This window comes from Campylobacter sp. RM9331 (assembly GCF_020137685.1).
Taxonomy (GTDB): domain Bacteria; phylum Campylobacterota; class Campylobacteria; order Campylobacterales; family Campylobacteraceae; genus Campylobacter_E.
The window spans coordinates 126,096-146,481 of sequence record NZ_JACGBA010000002.1 but is presented as its reverse complement, the minus strand read 5'-3'; the positions used below and the strand labels follow the sequence as shown (position 1 = coordinate 146,481).

19 protein-coding genes are annotated in these 20,386 nt (G+C 27.1%); 6 read left to right on the top strand and 13 right to left on the bottom strand.

Annotation, left to right across the window (positions count from 1 at the left end):
- Window positions 1-7: 7 nt before the first annotated feature.
- Genes fliS through AVBRAN9331_RS01640 form a run of 8 tightly spaced genes read right to left on the bottom strand, consistent with a single transcriptional unit; the run spans window position 8 to window position 8,667 of the window.
- The gene (gene fliS / locus AVBRAN9331_RS01675; protein ID WP_214116767.1) at window positions 8-379 is read right to left on the bottom strand and encodes a flagellar export chaperone FliS; all 372 of its coding nucleotides are present in this window, start codon (window positions 377-379) and stop codon (window positions 8-10) included.
- Window positions 380-388: 9 nt separating this feature from the next.
- Complete coding sequence (fliD, locus tag AVBRAN9331_RS01670) at window positions 389-2,710, bottom strand: flagellar filament capping protein FliD (RefSeq protein WP_336612289.1); 2,322 nt, start codon at window positions 2,708-2,710, stop codon at window positions 389-391.
- 30 nt (window positions 2,711-2,740) lie between these two features.
- Window positions 2,741-3,109: a flagellar protein FlaG gene (locus AVBRAN9331_RS01665; RefSeq protein WP_214116763.1), complete on the bottom strand. Its 369-nt coding sequence runs from the start codon at window positions 3,107-3,109 to the stop codon at window positions 2,741-2,743.
- 43 nt (window positions 3,110-3,152) lie between these two features.
- On the bottom strand, window positions 3,153-4,973 hold the full coding sequence (locus tag AVBRAN9331_RS01660) for a menaquinone biosynthesis decarboxylase (RefSeq protein WP_336612288.1): 1,821 nt from the start codon (window positions 4,971-4,973) through the stop codon (window positions 3,153-3,155).
- Entirely contained in the window at window positions 4,970-5,905 is a 936-nt protein-coding gene (hemC, locus tag AVBRAN9331_RS01655) for a hydroxymethylbilane synthase (RefSeq protein ID WP_214116758.1), read from the bottom strand. Before hemC ends, AVBRAN9331_RS01660 begins: the two co-directional genes overlap by 4 nt.
- Before the next feature lie 9 nt (window positions 5,906-5,914).
- On the bottom strand, window positions 5,915-7,522 hold the full coding sequence (locus AVBRAN9331_RS01650; RefSeq protein ID WP_214116756.1) for a cation:proton antiporter domain-containing protein: 1,608 nt from the start codon (window positions 7,520-7,522) through the stop codon (window positions 5,915-5,917).
- Complete coding sequence (locus AVBRAN9331_RS01645) at window positions 7,522-7,875, bottom strand: heat shock protein transcriptional repressor HspR (protein ID WP_214116754.1); 354 nt, start codon at window positions 7,873-7,875, stop codon at window positions 7,522-7,524. The genes AVBRAN9331_RS01650 and AVBRAN9331_RS01645 overlap by 1 nt, the downstream gene beginning before the upstream one ends.
- 12 nt (window positions 7,876-7,887) lie before the next feature.
- Window positions 7,888-8,667: a DnaJ domain-containing protein gene (locus tag AVBRAN9331_RS01640; RefSeq protein WP_214116752.1), complete on the bottom strand. Its 780-nt coding sequence runs from the start codon at window positions 8,665-8,667 to the stop codon at window positions 7,888-7,890.
- Between the two features lie 107 nt (window positions 8,668-8,774).
- Between AVBRAN9331_RS01640 and gpmI the strand changes: the two genes are divergently transcribed.
- Entirely contained in the window at window positions 8,775-10,202 is a 1,428-nt protein-coding gene (gene gpmI / locus AVBRAN9331_RS01635) for a 2,3-bisphosphoglycerate-independent phosphoglycerate mutase (protein WP_214119979.1), read from the top strand.
- Window positions 10,203-10,355: 153 nt separating this feature from the next.
- On the opposite strand, the gene AVBRAN9331_RS01630 is transcribed toward gpmI, so the two are convergent.
- The 5 genes from AVBRAN9331_RS01630 to AVBRAN9331_RS01610 form a co-directional block, all read right to left on the bottom strand.
- Entirely contained in the window at window positions 10,356-11,219 is an 864-nt protein-coding gene (locus tag AVBRAN9331_RS01630) for a hypothetical protein (RefSeq protein ID WP_336612287.1), read from the bottom strand.
- 162 nt (window positions 11,220-11,381) lie between these two features.
- Window positions 11,382-12,236: a hypothetical protein gene (locus tag AVBRAN9331_RS01625; protein WP_336612286.1), complete on the bottom strand. Its 855-nt coding sequence runs from the start codon at window positions 12,234-12,236 to the stop codon at window positions 11,382-11,384.
- A 213-nt stretch (window positions 12,237-12,449) separates the two neighbouring features.
- Window positions 12,450-13,442 (bottom strand): hypothetical protein, encoded by a 993-nt coding sequence (locus tag AVBRAN9331_RS01620; protein WP_336608086.1) that lies wholly within the window; start codon window positions 13,440-13,442, stop codon window positions 12,450-12,452.
- A gap of 331 nt (window positions 13,443-13,773) precedes the next feature.
- Window positions 13,774-15,702: an ABC transporter permease gene (locus AVBRAN9331_RS01615; RefSeq protein ID WP_214120042.1), complete on the bottom strand. Its 1,929-nt coding sequence runs from the start codon at window positions 15,700-15,702 to the stop codon at window positions 13,774-13,776.
- On the bottom strand, window positions 15,677-16,789 hold the full coding sequence (locus AVBRAN9331_RS01610) for an efflux RND transporter periplasmic adaptor subunit (RefSeq protein ID WP_239802718.1): 1,113 nt from the start codon (window positions 16,787-16,789) through the stop codon (window positions 15,677-15,679). The genes AVBRAN9331_RS01615 and AVBRAN9331_RS01610 overlap by 26 nt, the downstream gene beginning before the upstream one ends.
- A 70-nt stretch (window positions 16,790-16,859) precedes the next feature.
- Here AVBRAN9331_RS01610 and fliL point away from each other — a divergent pair, with 70 nt between their 5' ends.
- From fliL to AVBRAN9331_RS01585, 5 genes are read left to right on the top strand one after another with little or no spacing between them, the layout of a single operon-like run.
- On the top strand, window positions 16,860-17,378 hold the full coding sequence (fliL, locus tag AVBRAN9331_RS01605; RefSeq protein WP_214116740.1) for a flagellar basal body-associated protein FliL: 519 nt from the start codon (window positions 16,860-16,862) through the stop codon (window positions 17,376-17,378).
- Window positions 17,378-17,728, top strand: a complete 351-nt coding sequence (gene acpS, locus AVBRAN9331_RS01600) for a holo-ACP synthase (RefSeq protein WP_214116738.1) — start codon at window positions 17,378-17,380, stop codon at window positions 17,726-17,728. The genes fliL and acpS overlap by 1 nt, the downstream gene beginning before the upstream one ends.
- Before the next feature lies 1 nt (window position 17,729).
- A complete protein-coding gene (locus AVBRAN9331_RS01595; RefSeq protein WP_250325857.1) occupies window positions 17,730-19,004 on the top strand; it encodes an MFS transporter in 1,275 nt (424 codons plus the stop codon).
- Window positions 18,992-19,543 carry a CheB methylesterase domain-containing protein gene (locus AVBRAN9331_RS01590; protein ID WP_214120045.1) on the top strand — a complete coding sequence of 184 codons (552 nt, stop codon included), beginning with the start codon at window positions 18,992-18,994 and terminating at the stop codon, window positions 19,541-19,543. Before AVBRAN9331_RS01595 ends, AVBRAN9331_RS01590 begins: the two co-directional genes overlap by 13 nt.
- Before the next feature lie 5 nt (window positions 19,544-19,548).
- Window positions 19,549-20,382, top strand: coding sequence for a CheR family methyltransferase (locus AVBRAN9331_RS01585; RefSeq protein WP_214116732.1), 834 nt, complete (start codon window positions 19,549-19,551; stop codon window positions 20,380-20,382).
- The last annotated feature ends 4 nt before the right edge of the window (window positions 20,383-20,386 follow it).

The window sequence follows — 20,386 nt, the reverse complement described above, 5'->3', positions numbered from 1 at the left end:
ATTGATTTTAAAGTTCCATTTGATTTACTTCACGCCAAGCTTCAAGTAAACCATTAGCAACTTTCATAACTTCATCTAATTTAGCAGTATCACTATCAATTATTACCTTACTAAGTGTGCTAATTTGATGAGAATAAAGCCCTTGTAAATAATAACTAACATCGCCTTGACTAAAGTCTAAATAATTTAATAGCTCAACAAAAATTGCTGTGGCTTTTTTAATATTTTTACATTTGGCTTCTATATCGTTTTTTTCTATGGCTTTTTTGGCACGAGAGCAAAACCTAAGTATGCCCTCGTATAAAAGCTCAATCATTTTCTCATTACTCTCAATTGAAATATTGTTATGAGAATAACTCGCATAAGCATTACTTACCATTTATATTCCTTATTTATTAGCAAATGCTGCATTTGTTAAAGCTGTAATCGTTTGGCTTTGATTATCAAGCTTATTTAAAATAACATCATACATACTTAGTCTAGTAGCTAAAATCTCATATCTTTTCTCAATTTCTTCATTGGTTTTTTTGATTTCTTCATTTAGCTTCTTAACATCATCTTCTAAATTTTTATTATATTTAGTAAGAGTTCCATCAGTGCCTACCATACTATCTAAAGTATCTTTAAATGTTCTAAACACTCCTGTTTGCTCTGTTTTAATAGTTCTCATTGTTTTTTCTTCTAAACCAAGTTGTAATAACTTCTCGCTAGAACCACCTATTTCAAGCGCATTTTTTCCATCACTTGTAATAATAATATTATTTTCTTTACCTAATTTAGCCGTTACGCCATCTATTTTCGCATCATTAATAGCTTCAATTAATTTATTTATATACTCTTCTTGAGTTACTTTGCTATCTTTTTCATTTAACTTATCTAGGAATTCTTTTTTAAAGGTAATTTCCTTACCATTTATCTTCAAATCCCCTTCAGCTAAAGCTACTTTTTGACTAATTGTCTTACTTGTAGTGCTTAATTCTTGGTATTTTACGCTACCTTGTAAGAAATTTTTAATTCCTTCGCTATTTTTCTTATAAGCTTCTTCAAATTTTGATTTTTTAAAAGTTAAAATTCCTTTTTCATTAAGCTCAAACCCCATACCAGATAAACTAATTCCATTTGAATCAGTCTTAGTAATCATTGATGATAACATTGTTTTTAGCTTACTTACTTCGCTAATTCCTTGCAAACTTCCTGCTGTTTTTTTCTCTTTATCAAAACCTGTTGAGGTAGCAAGAGAATTAACTATAGAATTATAATTCGTTGTAAAAGTAGTTAAATGCTCTGTTAAAGAATCTAAATCATCACTTACTTTAAAGTTGGTAATACCTTCTTTTTTAAGAGAAATTTTTGCTCCAATTATTAAATCATCAATGGTATTTGTGCTTCTGCTAATCTCAATACCTTCATAAATAAACTTAGCATCTTGCGCTGTTTGAACATGATTTGATTTTGCATCAATTCCATCATACTTAGTTTGAGCAGCTTTTACATCTAATTCATTTATAAAATAATTCTCCCTAGAAGTTTCAAAAAATTCTTGAATTCCTTTCTTTTCATCTTCACTTAACTTACTGAAATCAGTAGCTTTATTTATACTAACTGCTTTTGTTTGATTAGTAGCACTATCTTTGTATGAAATATTTAATTCTTCTCCGGTATTTTTAATATATTCAACCCAGTTTTTTGTTTGTTGAGTCATATCATTTTTATCTTTAAATTCGGCAAAAACTGCTTTTCTTTGATCAGCACTTAATTTAGATAAATCTGTATCTTTATTAATTTTAAAAGTTATTTCAGTTTCAACAATATTATCAGGATTACTAGAATCACTTGTATAAGCTTTATATTTTAATTCTTTTTCTTGAGCTAATTCAGAAACTTGTTTTTGAATATTTTCTAAGTATCCACTACCACCTAAAATAACTTTAGATGCGTCTAATTGCTCGTTAGCTTTTTTAAGCTCTGTTTTAGCAGCACTAGCATTTGCAGCGTCTAATAAACCAAGCTTTTTAAGAACTGCTTTTGAAAACTCTGCTGTATTAGGGTCGTCAAGTTTAAAAGCACTTCCAAATACTATTTCATTATCAATTCCTGCTTCTTTACTTGTAATCATAAGCCTATAATTATCATGACCTGTATCTAAAACCTTAGTGCTTACAAAATCGCTTAATTTTTTATTATTTTCATTTGTAGCTGATAGAATTTTGTCATTTAAAGTTTGTAAAGAATCCCCTGAATTTACCTTAATAGTAAATGTTTGCTTATTTACAGTGATTTTAAACTCTGCTTCTTTTAGCATTTCTTTTTGACCATCACTTTTAATAATACCAACATCGTTAAATATGCCATAAGTTTCGCTAGAAAAAGAATTAGTCTGATAAGCATCTTTTGTAGCAAGTTGCTTAACATTAATGTCAAAATCACTTACTTTAACACCCTTAGTAGTAGTCATACTAGCACTCTCACCTGTAGCATCTACTTTACTTTTAGAAAATGCTTCTCCTTCTACTAAAGAAGATATATCACCTTTAAAACTGCCTAAAAGTGTTGTTAAATCTGTTAAATCCTTTTGCTTTGCTTGTGTATCAGATAGTTTTTTATTAGGTATTGCTAATAAAGATTTTTGCTCGTTTGCTTTTAAAGCGTCATATTTTTCTTTAAATTGAAATTTATTAGCTCCTGCTATTAATCCTAAACCTGTTCCCATATTTAACTCCTTTTAAATTCTTTAAAGCAATTAACTTTTTTTATCAAAAATAATTCCTATTGCTTCTTTCATACTTTCACTAAGCTTAATTACTTCTTCATTTGGAATTTTACGAATAATTTGACCTGATTTTGTAGCTATTACATCTACATACATTTGATTGATTTTATCGTTATAACCAAATCTTACATCAGTTTGTAACTCTTCCATATTTTCATTTAATTTTTTAATAGATTCATCAAGCTTTTCTTTTGTTATTTCCTTGTTTATTTCTTCATTTTTTTGCTTACCTGAATTTGTTTCAATATGAGTTTGCTCAACTGGGCGCATTTTAGTTGTTTCTGCACTTGCTTTTAGTTGAGTATCATATTGAGAACTCGCTGCTTTAAAAATCTCCATTACTATCTCCTTTTAATAAGCTTTTTTCTAAATCGGCTAAAGTTTAAAAAACTTCATAGCTTTTGAAAAATTTTTCATCATTTTCTAATAATTTTAAATCTATTAATTTATTTATTACATCTTTATTGCAATCAGTTGTGCTAGGCCATTTGCTTAAATAGCCATCTATTTCGCCTTTTGAATACGCTGCAACCAAAATCCCATTATCATCTATTTTAATATCAGTGCTAGGGTCGTAATTATTAAACGCTCTCCAAATTAACATATAAGGATTATTTAAATTAACTCCTTTATCAAATAAAACAACAATCCCACCTAAGTTATTTTTACAAGCATTATAAATAGTGTCTAAATTATGCTTTCTATCTAAGCTTATACAAGTAATTTGTGTTTTTGCTTCAGGATAGAAAATGTTGTATTCGTATAAACCAAATTCTTTTAAATCATCTAATAAATTTTTAAGATTTGGTTTAAAACTTGTTTTATCCATTTCTTGTTTTTCTACTTTAAAGGTATGAGCTTTATAAGTAGATTTTGAAGTAGCGTCAAGCCCTAACTTACCACCCATACCTAATTTAGTGCTAGAATGATCTAGTTCATCGCATAATCCATAGCTTAATAATAATTTTTTAGGAGAGAAATTATTTAAAATATATTCTGTAATTTTAGGATAATCATTTAGATTAGGTGCATTCTCATCTACAAAAATAGCATTTTTTACAAAACTCATCTGCCCTACTCCCCAAAATGCGTGCATATTAGCTAATGCTAAGCCATCATAATTGCTTTTTACTTTAGCTAAAATTAGATTATGAAAAACACCATTTTCAGGCATACAATAATCAATCAAATCAGGGCAAGTTGTCTTAAGTAATGGTAAAAATATTCTCTCTGTTCCATACCCCATCCATTTATCTTCTAAAGGTGGTTTACCAACTACGGTTGCATTATAAATTGGTTCATTTTTGCCTGTAATTTTTGTAATTTTCATAACAGGAAAATTACCTTGCGGAGTATAAAATCCCGTATGATCGCCAAATGGACCTTCAATAGCAAAATGATTCACATCAATTTCGCCTTCTATTACAAAATCACTATTACTTGGAACATACAAATCATTAGTATCACATTTAACTAATTTTGCTCCTTGTTTTTTAATAAATCCATAAAGCATTAATTCAAATATACCTTTAGGCAATGGTGCTTGAGCGCAAAATATATGAAGTGGGTCATCGCCTATTGCAATAGCTATTGGCATTTTTTTATTTGCGGCTTTATATTCGTAAAAGAAATTATTAGCATCTTTATGAAGTTGAAAGTGCATTATTAAATGCCCTTCATCTAATACTTGCAAACGATACATTCCTAAATTATTTTGCTTACCATCAAGACTTTGAGTATAAACCTGACCCATCGTAATAAATGCACCTGCATCTTTTTCCCAAGTTTTAAGGATTGGAATTTGATTTAGAGAATATGTTTTTTGCTTACAAGGTGCGTTTTTGTTTATTTCTCTTTTTGGAGCTATATTTTTTAAAGAAAATAATTTATTTGCAAGGTTTAATTTAGCACCAAATGTAGGTGGAATATGTAGCTTTAATAAGCTCTCAATCTCATCTGCAATCTCATCAGGATTTTTACCTAAAACCAAATTAAGTGCTTTGCTATTTGCAAAAACATTCATAATAATTGGCATATCATAATTTATATTGCCTTTTTTTGGATTTGTAAATAACAAAACTTTTGAATCACTCTTTTTAGCTTCTAAATAAGCTAAATGAGCGATTTCTAACTCAACATCTAAAGGTGTATTTATAATCTTTAAAAGATTTTCTTTTTTTAATTTTTCTATATAATTTTTCATAGCATTTCTTTTAATAATTCTTCATTTTCAGCTAGAATTTCTAAAGCTCCGTGTTTTATAAATTCTTTTGCTAAAACTACCCCAAAATCACTTGCATTTGCTTGATTAATCTTTCTTTGCATTTTTATAATTTTACTAGCATCAATTAAGCCAATAATCGCATTTACGCAAATAATCTCATCATCAATAAAAGCTGCATTAATTCCTATTGGAGCACCACAACCACCATTTAAAGTAGCAGTAAAATCACGCTCAATTTTGCATAATAATGCTGTTTTAGGGCAATTTAATTTAGATACAAGATTTAACACCTTTTCATCATTAATACTCTCAATCGCAACAGCACCTTGACCTGCTGAAGGTATCATAATTTTTGTATCTAAAATCTCATAATTTAACTCATCTAAAAGATTTAATCTCTTAAGTCCTGCATAAGCTAAAACTATCGCATCAAATTCGCCATCTTTTAATTTTTTAAGTCTAGTTTGTAGATTTCCCCTTAATGAATGAATAGAAAAATCATCTCTAATTAATCTTAATTGCATTTGGCGGCGAAGACTTGTTGTGCCGATTTTTGCACCTTGTTTTAGTTCATTTAATGATTTTTCATTTCCACGAAAAACCACAACATCATTAGGAGTTTCTCTTTTGCAAATACTAGCAAGTTTAAAATCATACGCCAAACTTGCCCCAACATCTTTTAAAGAATGAACGCTAATTTGTGCAAGCCCATCGTGCATTGCGTTTTCTAATTCTTTAATAAACAAATTCTTCCCACCAATTTTTGCTAAAGGAGTATCTAAAATAACATCTCCTTTAGTGCTAAGCTCTAATAATTCTATATTTAAACTAGGCTCAATTTCTTGTAATTTCGCCTTTACAAATTCGCTTTGCCATAAAGCAAGTAATGATTTTCTAGTAGCTATTTTCATATTTTTCCTTTAAGATTGTTGTTTTATTCTGCAAACTAATGCTTCTTGTAAAAGTGTTCTTGCAACCACTTTTTCTTCTTTTACCATTTTGATATTGTCGCCTAAATCTTCAAATATTTTATATTCATCTTTATTTATTCTAATGATTACATTAGCATTTGGGTCATAATCAAGTATTTTTTTACTAACTACTTCTAAGACTTGTTCGTTTGAAATAGTAACGATTACTGCTGCACTTGTTTTAATACTAGCATTATCAAAACTTGTATTTTGCTCTGCACTAGCATAAAAAACATTTTCTCCCCTACTTTGTCCAAGCTCAACTAAACTCATATCATTTTCTAGCACGATATAAGGAATGCCTTGAGTTTTTAATCTTAGCACAACTTCTTGACCAAGTGAGCCATATCCAAATATTACAAAATGTCCGCTCATTGATTCAATCTTAGGAGCTACGGTAATTATCTCATCATTAGTAATACTTGCAAGAGATTTTATATTTTTTAAAATAAAAGGAGATAAAACCATACTTAAAATTACTGATAAAGTAAGCATTTGAGCTGTATTTGTATCTAGCATTTTATTTGCAACCAATAAAGTAAATATCGCTAAAGCAAATTCTCCAATCTGACTAACGCTTAATGCAGTTTTTAACGAATCACTTTTAGTGCTTTTAAGACTTAATAATAAAAATATACATAAAGTCTTAATTAGCATAATACCAATTGTAAGTGCAATTATTATATACCAATACTGAATGATAATATTTATATTAATTTGAAGCCCAACGGTTATGAAAAAAAATCCTAATAACAAATCTCTAAACGGGATTAAGTCAGCTTCTATTTGGTGTTTAAATTCAGTTTCTGCTATCATCATTCCTGCAATAAATGCACCAAGTGAATATGAAAACCCAAAAAATGAAGCTAAAAACGAAGCACCAACGACAGTGAAAAGTATCGTTGCTATGAATATTTCTTGAGAATTTGTTTTTAATACAAAATAAAGCACCCTGCTATAAATATATTTTCCAATCAAAAATAATAATAAAAGCACAATAAAAGCTGATATTAAAGTCTTAACAACTAAAGTGCTAATTGCAACTCCATCTTGATTGAAAATATCAATCATCAATAATAGTGGAATTACTGCAATATCTTGAAATAATAATATTCCTAAAGCTTTTCTTCCATATCGCTGATTTATGTCTTGATTTTCATTTAGTATTTTTAGAACTATTGCAGTTGATGAAAGTGAAATTGTAAAGCCAATAATTAAAGCAATATCATCAGCTATATTAAATGCGTGGTGCAAAATTACTGCAAACACAATTCCACATATTCCCATCTGTAAAGCACCATTTATAAATACATCGGTTTTCATAGTTAAAAGGTGTTTGATAGAGAACTCAAGTCCTATGGTAAACATTAAAAATACTATTCCAAATTCTGCAATGTGGCTTAATTGTTCTGAAGTAGTTACAAAAAATACTTCTTCAATAATAAAGCCAGTTGCAATATAACCAATAATTGTTGGTATGCTAAATTTTTTAAGCACTACATTTAAAATAATCGCAATAGCACTTGTAATTAAAAATATTTCTAAGAACTCTTGCATTAGCTACTACCTTTATCATCATAAAATATCACATCGTATTTTTGATTTTGTTTAATTAAGGCGTTTTTCTTAGGCTTTTCTTTTAAACCACTTAGCATTTCTTCATAATCTGCTATTTGGCTTTTAAGCTCTAAAATAATGCTAACTCCAGCTAAATTTACCCCCAAATCCCTTGTAAATCTTAAGATTAATTTAATTCTATCTACATCTCTTTGCGAATACATTCTAACCTTTCCACAGGTTCTATTAGGCTCAATCAAGCCTTCTCTTTCATATTGTCTTAGAGTTTGTGGATGAATATTTAATTGCTTTGATACTACAGAAATTAAAAATACCGGTTCATCATAGTGCATATTTCCTCCTTTTTACAAATAATCTTTTAAAGCTTTAACCAACTTATCATCAAGCGTATTAATATCAGGTAAAACCACCTTAGCTCTTAAGAATAAATCCCCTTGATTTTTAGAATATGAATTATAAATTCCCCTACCTTTAACACGGATTAATCCACCATTTTTTACATTTTCTTTTAAAGTTACTTTTAAGCCTTGCTCTTTTGGAGTATCAAACTCAACTTTACCACCAAATAAAGCTATTTTTAAAGGAATTTCAAGTTCTTTTGTCAAGTCATCTCCATCACGCTCATACTCTTTTGAATGCTCTATTTTAACAGTTGCTTTTAATGTTAGATTGTCTTTTTGCATAGTTATTTCTTGATTGTTTAATACGCCTGATTTAATCTCTACATCAAAACTAACTCCCCTTACATTAATACTTCTAGTAGTTCCTAAAACAGATTCTAAAAAGCTTATTTTTAACTCAACTTGAGCTGGTTTATTATAAGACCTACTTTGCCCTGCTCCAAAACCAAAATGAGAAAATATATCCTCAAATCCACCACTAAAACCGCTTGAATTAAAATTAAAGCCATCAAATCCACCAAAAGAAGGATTATCATAAGCTCTTCTTTTATCTTCATCGCTTAACACTTCGTAAGCTTCAGTAATTTCTTTAAATTTTTCTTCAGCACCCTTGTCTTTATTCACATCAGGATGATATTTTCTAGCTAAACTTCTATATGCTTTTTTTATTGTGTCAGTACTTGCGTCTTTTTTAACGCCTAATATGTCGTAATAATTCTTCATCTTTTAATCCTATAATAATAAAAATTTTTGAGTAATATTAGCTAGTTAAGCTTAATAGAGTTTAACCACTTACTATCAACTCTTAAATTATACTTAAAGGAGTAAAAATGCAAAAATGTATATTAGTAATTACCGATGGTATCGGATTAAACGATAGATTAGAATACAATTCTTTTTATCACGCAAAAAAACCAAATTATGATTTTTTAAACCAAAATGCAAAATTTTCAAGACTTAAAACAAGTGGCAATGCAGTAGGTCTTCCAGATGGTCAAATGGGAAATAGTGAAGTAGGACATATGAGTATTGGAAGCGGTAGGGTTATTTATCAAAACCTAGTTAGAATTGATAACGCTATTAAAGATAAAAGCTTAGAAAATATTAGTATTTTAAAAGACTTTTTGAAAAAATATAAAAATATTCATATAATAGGTTTATATAGCGATGGTGGAGTGCATTCAAGTTATATTCACTTTAACGAAATTGCTAAAATTGCAAGCGTTAATAATAATATTTTTATGCACTTAATAAGTGATGGAAGAGATGTTAAACCAAATTCTTTTAAAGATTTTATAAAAAATAATCCAAGTTTTATAACTCCAAGCAGTATTTCAGGTAGATTTTATGCTATGGATAGGGATAATAACTTAGATAGAACAAATGAATATATAAATATGCTTTTTAGTAAAGCAAATAAAAGTGATTTAGAACAATACATAAACGATAATTATGAGAATAAAATTTATGATGAGTTTTTTAAGCCACTTAATCTTGGTTTTGATGGCATTGGTAAAGATGATGGAGTTATTATCATTAATTATAGAAGCGATAGAGCAAGGCAAATTGCAAGTGAGCTGAAAAATCGTTTAAGTAAAAATCAAGTTTTGTGTATGTGTGAATATGATGAAAAACTTGACTTAGGCGTGATTTTTCCAAAAATTGATATTAAAAACACCTTAGCTGAAGTCTTAAGCAAAAATAATTTAAGGCAATTTCACACAGCAGAAACAGAAAAATATGCCCATGTTAGCTTTTTCTTTAATGGCGGGGTAGAGAAAGAATTTCTTAATGAAAAGCGTGTATTAATCCCAAGCCCAAAAGTAAAGAGCTATGATGAATTACCGCAAATGAGTGCTTATTTAGTTTGTGATGAAGTAATTAAGGCTATGAATGATGGTTTTGATTTTATAGTAGTTAATTTTGCAAATGGCGATATGGTAGGTCATACAGGAAATTATGAAGCTTGTATTAAAGCGGTTGAGTGCGTTGATGAATGCTTAGGCAAAATCATTAAAGCTTGTAAAGAAAATAATTATGCTATGCTACTAACTTCAGATCATGGAAACTGCGAAGATATGAAAGATTTAAATGGCAATATTTTAACCAATCATACAACTTATGATGTTGGTTGCTGGCTTTATAATTATCATAAAGATAGTAATTTAAAAGATGGCTCATTAGCAAATATTGCAGCTAGCGTGCTAAAAATACTAAATTTAAATAAGCCTAGCGAAATGGAAGAAGCTTTATTTTAAATCTTTATTCCTAGTTCAAATTCTTTAAAAAATTAATGGAATTTGAATTAGGATTTTAATAAATTTGAATATATTTTATTATTATCATTTTTTAATCATCATAAACTATATCAGATAAAACTGCATATTTTAACAATTCATTATAACTTGTTTTCATTTTAATTCTCCTTTTAATTTATTGAAATAATTTTGATAAACATCATTAGAACAACTACCTCTATTATTATCGTAATTACCTAATTTAAGATAATAATTATCAACAAATAACCTAGCAAAAGAATTAGAAATTCTATCAAAATCAGGATGCTCTGGGATTTTTAGTCCTCTAAAAGACATATATGATTTTGCGTAACTACAATCCACAAAATAACCATAAATATCATAATTTATTAGCTTATCTTTACTAAGTCTAGTTGGTAATTCTGAAGCTTCTTCTTCAAAACTTTTTTCATGATAATCTTCATATAATTGCACTTCTTTATCAACTATTAAATTTACACTTTTAAAAAACTTACCATCTATCGTATAGTTTTGCTTTTTAATTGTGCTTAATAATAAGGTATTTGGTTTTTTAAGTTCTGTTACTTCGTGTCTTGGGCTTTGTTGTAAATTAAAATAATTTACCAAAAATACACTATAAAAACTAATCATTAAAAATGAGAAAAAATAGAATATACCTTTAATAAATTTTTGATTTTGTCTCATTATAAATTCATAAATTGATTTAATAGGATAATACAATATAAAAGGGAAAATTATTTGAAAAAACAATATTGCTCCAACAGAATCATGGTTGCTAATTTCAACACTAAAATCTAAATAAAAAAATACAACATATAAAACTTTTATAAATCTAGGATAGAGCTTTAATCCTATAAAAAATGTAAGGGCAAAAAGCATAGGATAGGTAATAAACAATGGCACATAATCTATAGGAATTAAAATACTAATAATCCCACCAGCTAAGTCATGTAAATTATCTAAAAAATATGCTAGATATATTAAAAACTCATTCATATCCTACCTTTAAAAATAATTATTAAAATTATGTTACTTTTCGTAATAAATAATATTAAAAAATATTTTTTAATTTAATTTAAAATCACTAATTCAAATTCTTTTAAAATATAGATAACAAAAGTTTAATTAATATAATCACCAAAATCTCTTTTGCTAAAATCAAACATTTATTATCTTTTCACTTAAAATCTTTTCAATTTTCTTTTGTTGTTTTGCTATATATTTTTCGCCTAGTGGTTGTGCTTCTTCTTTTGCTTCCATTTCATAGCCACCTTTACTCATTGCAGAATACTTTTGTCTAAACTCTGTGTATAAAAAATAAACCGATAAATCATCAACAAAAGGCAATGAAACCAGCTTGGTTTTAGTTTGATATATTGTGTAAGTTTTTAAGTTTTTACCATTTAAGAAAAATAGTGCTAAATAGCTTGATAAAATATCTAATATACAAAGTGCAAAAAACACAGGAAAGAATATTATTTTACCTAGTGGGTAATCTAGCTTATAGCTCAAACTTTTTCCTTCCATTTCTTTAGTATTAAAAGAATCTTTATCAAATATATATGAATAAGCTAAAGCAGGTCGTTTAGATTGCAATCTAAAAACTATATCACTTTTATTTATCGTTGCGGTTACTTTCTTATAGCTCTTTGCTATACCAAAAAGACCTTCTTTATCTATTGTATATGTTTCAAAATATATCTTTTCATTATCTACGCTAATATAAAAATCATTATTTTTAACAAATCTAAGCCTTTTTATTTGTCTAAGGTTTAAAAAGAATATAATAAAAAATATACTATGAAGTATTGCTTCATCCATCCTTTTTATCCACCACAAATCCGACATTCTTGGTGTTGGTCTATTATATAGCATGATTAAGTTATCTATACTTTTATAAAGTGTATAAAACGCAATAAAAGTCAAAAAAATTTCAATAATAAATCTAATAAGCTCTAAACTATATAAATAATCGTTTTTTATTTTATAATCTTTTAAATTATCTATATTCAAATTTATCCTTTGTTTTTAATAAGATTAATTATATGAAATAAAAATAAAAATCCATAAAATTATTAATATATGTTACTTTTTATAATAAATAATATTAAAAAATATTTTTTATTTAATTTCAAATTCCTAATTTAAATTCTTGTAAAAGATAAAAAATAAAAATTTATAATAAGGTTAATTAGTGGTGTAAAATATTTTAGAATTTAATAATCTTCATTTAGCATTTACAACTCCTTTTTTATTTTTATTAATTTCATCAATCTCTGCTTGTATTTTTTTTCTTAATTCTTTTTCATTAGGGCAGGAATTTTCTAAAACTCCTAATATTTCTAAACTTGTTCCAGATAAAGAACTAGAATAATTTTTTGTAGTTTTTACATAATCAATAATTTTTTGAAAATTATCGTATATTTCAAATATATCTTTTTTATAACATAAATCTTGTGGGATTATTGCTGGTTCAATCATTTTTCCATTTTCATCACCTTGTAAATTTAAATATATGTCTTTAGCATGAAGCATAATCACTGTATTTATATATATATAATAAAAATATTCCTTTGACTTTTGCGAATCAAAGTATCTTTTATAAGCCATGTCTAAATGCTTATATATTTCATCATGTTTATTTGATTCTTCTTTTAAATAATATATAAATCTATCAATATCTAAATCTGTATATATTGAAACAAGCCTTAACATGGTTGCAAAGCGATTTTGGTTTAGTTCAATATTATCAAAATAATTTTTTCCATATGGTAAGCGTTCGATCATTGAATAAATCTCATTAAAAAATTCATCTTTATAAGTATTTGTAACATACTTAGCATACGATAAATCATCACTTTTAAAAAACATATTTCTATTTAAAATCATCCACCATAAAATGTCTTCTATGCTATCTTTTGGTAAAAGCTCTTTACCTTCTTTAAATTTATCATTCATTTGATTTATAAGAAATATCATTATAAAATTATCATAATTCAAATATTTATGTAATGATTCAATAATAATTCTATATTCCATTGCATTTGCAAATTTAGCAGAAGCTTCTGGATTTTTGCTATATTGTATGTCAAAAGTTTCTTTTTGAACTTCGCTTATAATTGCATAAAAACTTCCGATAATAAGAAAAAATATAGTAAAGATAAAAGTTATTATTTTTTTAAAAATGATTTTTAAATATTTTGTTTGATTTACTTGCATACTCAACCTTAATAAAAAATAAGATTAATTATAGCAAATATAAATTTAAAAATAATTATTAAATTTATCTTGTGTTTTATGTTAAATACTTTGAAAATATCTTAAATTCCTAATTTAAATTCTTGTAAAAGATAAAAAATAAAAATTTATAATAAGGTTAATTAGTAGTGTGAAATATTTTAGAATTTAAATTAGGATTTTAATATATTAATTTAGTCTTTAAATTTTGTAAATTCCTAAAATTATTTAAAACTACACATTCATTAGTTGCTTATGATTTTATATAAAATAAAAAGGAAAAACTTTATTAATTTAAGTTTTTCCAAATTAATCAATCATCAGTTAAAGCAACTGCAGGGATTAGCTTACTAGCTTGTTTAGCAGGAAAATATCCAAAAAATAAACCAACTAAAGTGCTACTTAAAAACCCTAACATAATAGCATCAAAATCAACTATCATTTTAATAGGAGCGTCAAGTAAATTAATGCCATAAACAAGCATTAAAGCAATCATTACACCAATACTAGCAGCCACGCTACAAAGCACAACCGATTCAATCAAAAACCCCGTGCTAATATAAGATGGACTTGCTCCGATTGCAAGTTTTACCCCTATTTCTTTCGTTCGCTCTTTTACAACGACAAGCATAATATTCATAACGCCAATTCCACCAACAATCATAGCAATAAATGCAATACCAAAAATCATTAAACTAAGTGTATTTGTAGTGCTTTCTATACTTTTTTTAATAGCGTCTTGATTAAAGGTCAAAATTGAATTAGCACCCTTTTTAATCTCTAAAATCTGTTTAATGCTATTATCAGCTAATTCGCTATTTACATCATCTTTAAGCAATACGACAATACGCCTAATATGTTTATTACCATCAAATTTATTGCTAATTGTGCTATTTGGAACATAAACTCTAATATCAAAACCATCTCGCTCATTTTTATCTTTTTTAAGAACTCCAATTACTCTTAATGGCTGACCTTTTAGATATATTATTTTATTTAATGGACTTTCTATTTTAAATAAAGTTTTAGCTAAATTCTCACTAATTACACATACATTCTTAGCGTCTTGTTCTTCTTGCTCGGTAAAAAATCTACCTTCTTTCATCTCCTTAGCACTAATTTGTAAAAAATTCGCAAAAACCCCTGTAGCATCAGTATCTACTTCGTTTTTTAAATAAGTAATATAAGCACCACTTAAACCACTCTCAACCCCAACTTCTTTTACAAAATCAAGCCTTTTAATAAGCTCTAAATCTTGGTATGTTAAATCCTTAATCCTACCTGCATTCCTATCTCCAAATCTTGAGCCTTTATGAACTATAATTGTATTTGTCCCAAGTGATTTTATCTCTTCTAAAATATCAGCTTTTCCACCATTTCCTAAAGCTATCGTTGAAATTACTGAAGCAGTAGCGATTATAAGCCCTAGCATAGTAAGAAATGACCTTAATTTATTTGTGATTAGATTATTTAATGCAAGTTTTACATTTTGAGAAAAAAAGCTAAAACTAGCTATAAATCTATCTTTAAAATTAGCTTTATTTAAATTATCTTCATTTAAATTGCTTGTTTTAAATTCTTTGACATTTTCATCGCTAATGATAACTCCATCTTTCATTTTGATAATTCTAGTTGCGTATTTACATAAACTCTCATCGTGAGTTACTAAAATAACCCCAACTCCGTTTTCATTTAGCTCCTTTAGAATTTGCATAAGCTTTATTCCATTTGCACTATCAAGCGCTCCTGTTGGCTCATCTGCTAATATAAAATTTGCATCATTTATAAGTGCTCTTGCCACACTTACACGCTGTTGCTGACCACCACTTAAATGTGCTGCTTTTTTATGAGTATGTTCGCTAAGTTCTAATTTTTCTAATAATTTTTTAGCTTTTTGAATACTAGTTTGTTTGTTTTTCTTAGCATATAAAGCTCCCATTATTACATTTTCTAATACACTTTGTAAGGGCATTAAATTGTATCTTTGAAATATAAAACCTAAATTATCTCTTCTAAAGGCTGATTTTTCTTCACTATTTAAAGAATACAAATTCTTATCATAAAATATATATTCTCCACTACTTGGCTCATCAATTAAGCCTATCATATTAAGCAAGGTGCTTTTTCCTGAACCACTTTTGCCTAATAATATTACAAACTCGCCTTTTTTTATCTCAATATTTATATCTTTTAATACTTGAGTTGAGCCGTAAAATTTATTTAGATTGCTTATCTTTATCATTAGTTATTACCACTTCATCATCATCATTTAAGCCACTTGTAATTTCTATATTAAAATTATCGCTCTTACCTAAGGTTATATATGCTTTTTTATAGCCTATCTCACTATTATCTTTAATATTTACAAAATAGCCTTGATTGTCTTTATTAATATAATTAATAGGTAAAGTTAAAGCATTTACTACCTTATCAATTTCTATGGTATTTTGAACATCTATTCCTATTTTTAATTCAGGGTTATTATTTACAAAATATCTAGCATAATAATAAACAGCCCCACTTGAAGTAGCATTATCAATAACACTAACATCAGCACTATCAATACTATTTATGCTAGCTTCTTTAGTGCTAGCCCCATCACTTAATGGAGTATATGTGATTTTTTGCCCTACTTTTAATAAGCTAACATCATTTTGTGCTATTTGCATTCTTACTTCCATCTCATCTAAATTAGCTAATTTAATTAGTGTTGGTGAGCTTTGCTTTGAGTTAATTGTCTGACCTAAACTAGCATAAACACCTATTACACTACCATCAATAGGAGCTTTTACTATTGTTTCATCTAAACTTTCTTGCATAGTAGAAATATTTGCATTTGTTTGAATTATTTGAGCTTTTATTGAGCTAAGTTTTGCTTTTGCGTTGTAATAATTAGTTTTTGCGTTTAAATAATTTTCTTTAGAGCTAGCACCCTTACTTAATAACTTTTCTTGAGTTTGAAGTTTTACATATAATTCGTTTAAATATACTCTAGCTGCTTCTTCTTCATCATTTAAACTAATTAATTTACTTTTTTCTATAGCCAAATCATTCTTAGCTTTTTCATCATCTAAAATAGCAATAATATCGCCTTTTTTAAGCTTATCTCCTAGCTTTACACGAAATTCTTTAATTTCTCCATTTGCTAAAGTCGCAACATTTACCAAAGAAGGAGAATAAGCCTTGCCTACTGCTTCAACATTAATTGATAAATCCATTCTTTTTGGTTTAATAATTCTAAAATTATTATTAGTTTCATCATTACTAAAATATGCAAAACTAAATATGCCTATAATTATTACTATCAAAATAGCTAGTATTTTTTTCATTTTATCCCTTCTTTAATTTATTTTTGCTAAAATCTCAATTTTTAAAATATTTATCAAAAAAGGTTAATAAATGGCAGAAAACGAAGAAGTTGTAGCACCAAAATCAAAAGGTTCTAGTTTGGTTTTAATTTTAGTAACCGTTTTATTACTTGTTGTATTAATCATAGGCGGTTTAGTTATATTTTTATTAATGGGAAGTGGCGATGAAGAAAAGGCTGATGAAAGTGTAAAAACCGAGCAAGTTGAAAAAAAACCTGCTAAGAAAAAGAACGAAATGTCAGCTGATGTTGGTGTTATTTATCCATTAGATGGCTTTACCGTGAATTTAGTAAGCGATAGTGGGACTAAATATTTAAAATGCAAAATTGAATTAGAGCAAAATATAGAAACACTAACACCAGAACTTGATAAAAAAATACCTATTATTAAAGATAAAATAATAGAAACTCTAAGCTCAAAAAGTGTAGAAGAAATAAGCACAGGAAAAGGCAAAGAAAGATTAAAAGAAGAAATTATCAATAAAATTAATGAAGTATTAAATGATGGCTTTATCAAAAATATTTATTTTACTGATTTTGTGATTACTTGATGATTGGTTGTGATATTGTTGAGATTGCTAGAGTTGAGAAAATTCTAGCTAAATCTCAAATTAAATTCTTAAAAAAAATCCTTACCGAAAACGAATTAAAAACTCTAAGTTCTAATTCAAATTCTATTGCAGGTTATTACGCAGCAAAAGAAGCAGCTAGTAAAGCTTTAGGCTGTGGAATTAGTAAAGATTGCTCTTTTATGGATATAGAAATTATAAAAAATAATCAAAATAGACCTAGTATTTTATTTAGTGAAAAAATTTTTAATAAATTTGGAGTAAAATCAGCTCATCTTAGTATTAGCCACGATGCAGGGATTGCAATGGCTGTTGTTATGCTGGAGAAATAAATTGAAAAATTATCTTGAATTATTAAAATATAGTAAGACTTTTAAAATTCTTATCCTAGTTCAATTCATAACTTATTTTGGGGCTTGGTTTTCACAAATTGGTGTTTATACTATGCTAATTGAATTTGATTTTAGCAAGTTTAGTTGGAATATTTTAGGCTCTGAAATAAATCACGAAAGTATGAAAAAATGGGCTATATCTTTTTCTGCTGTATTTGCATTTTTGCCTACTATTTTAATGGCACCAATTAGTGGAATTATAATTGATAGTTTTAAGTCTAAAAAACTTTTATTATTATCAATTATCATTGAATTGTTTTCAGTATTTTTACTAATTTTTATAAAAGACGCTAGTTATATTTTTATACTATTTTTACTAATTTTTATAAGACTTGCGGTTGCAAGTTTATATTTTCAAACTGAAATGAGTTTATTGCCACATATTTTTGATAAAGACAGATTAAAGCTAGCAAATGAGTTATTTTCAGTAGTTTGGGCTATTTCATACACTACAGGAATGGCAGTTGCTGGTATGTTTATACATTATTTTGGGGTTTATAATGCCTTTTTGCTTGATTGTTTTTTATTTTTAATTGGAATTACATTATTATTTTTTATAAAAATAGAAGTAAAAAATGAAAAATTTTATTTCAAAAATATCACAAAAATGGCTAAAGAAGGTTTGTTTTATTTACTAGGAAATAAAAAAATATTACATTTAATACTATTACACGCCTTTATAGGATTTACAGCTTATGATGCTTTGATTAATTTTTTAGCTGGATATGATTATTTAAATAAAGTATATTTTCTAAAAGAAATTCTAAGCACAGGTTTAATAATAGGACTTAGTAATGCAATTAGAGCTTTATCTTTAGTGGTTGGACCTTTAATTTTAAGTAAAGTCGTAAATCACAAAAGATTATTTTATTTTTTTATTTTACAAGGCTTAGGGATTATTACTTGGGCTTTACTTCAATTTAATTTCTGGGTATCTTTTATAGGTTTAATATTTGCTGGATTTTTTACTAGCACGATATGGTCTTATACTTATACAGCAATTCAAAACAATTGCGATAAAGAATATTATGGCAGAGTGATTGCTTATGTTGATATGATTTATATGAGCTTTTCATTAGCAATTACTTTACTAACTGGTTGGTTATTTGATAATAAAGTTGGCACTTTTTATATTACAATATTAATTGGAAGTTGCTTTATAATAGGTGCTTTTTATTGGTTATTTTATATAAGGAATTATGGATGCGAAAAGTAATTTTAATAGGTGCTAGCACAGGTGGTCCTAGTCAGATTAAGTATTTAATTCAAGATTTAAAACTTGTAAATACAACAATAGTTATTGCTCAACATATGCAAGCAAATTTTTTACCAAGTTACGCACATCAACTTGATAAAGAATGTTTAAGCGATGTTGCGTTATTAGAAAATCCTTGTTTTTTAGATGATAAAAAAATATATATTTGCCAATACAATACGGAGTTATTTTCAAATCTAAGGGCTAATTTTAATAATGGAGTTTTTCCATTTTGTCCTAATGTAGATTTATTGTTTAATAGTGCTTCAAAACTTACAAAAGACTATGAAATACTAGCAATATTATTAACAGGAATTGGAGATGATGGTGCTAAAGGCTTATTTGAACTATACAAAAAAGGCGCTAAGTGTATAGGCGAGAGTGAAAAATCTTGCATAGTTTATGGAATGCCAAAAAGAGCTTATGAATTAAATAATAATCTTTTACAACTTGACATTGAAGATATAAAAAAAGAAATTGTAAATTTCATTCAAAGGTAGGTTTTATGTTTAGTTTTTTATCAAATAAAAAAGATATAGAAAATCAACAAAAAGAAGAGTTTAAATTCCACGATGATAATTATGAGTTTGATATGCTTTTATTGAAAATTAGGCAAGTTTGTGGAATTGATTTAGAAGTTAAAAAAACAACAATAAGACCAAAATTAATCAAATTTTGCACTAATAATAATTTAAGCTCTTTTTCTCAATTAACTAATAAAATGGATTTAAACCTTCCTATTAGACAAGAATTATTTGACTTAATAACGGTTTGTGAAACTTATTTTTATAGAGAACTAAAACAACTTAATGAATTAATTTATATCCTAAGAGCAGAACCTAGCAAAAGAAGAATTTTATGCGCTCCAAGTTCAAGTGGAGAAGAAGTATATTCAATACTAATGCTAGCAAATGAAGCAGGGATTACTAATCTTTCAATCTTAGGAATAGATATAAATGCTGAAATTATTCAAAAAGCAAGAGCTAGAAGATATTCAAAACGCTCATTATATAATCTAAATGATAATCTAATCAAAAAATACTTTGACCAAGACAATGATGAATATGTGATAAAAAGCCAATATTTTTCTAATGCTAAGTTTGAAGTTGTGAATGTATTTGATAAGAAATTTTTAGAATTAGGTAAATTTGATGTGATACTTTCAAGAAATATGATGATTTATTTTAATGAAGAATACAAATACCGCTTGGTTGATAATTTTGTCAAAAATCTCAATGATGGTGGAATGTTTTTTGCAGGACATGCTGATTTAGTTCCAAGTCATAATGAATTAAAAAAAGTATATGCAAATACTTGCACTTACTATGTAAAAGAATAATTAG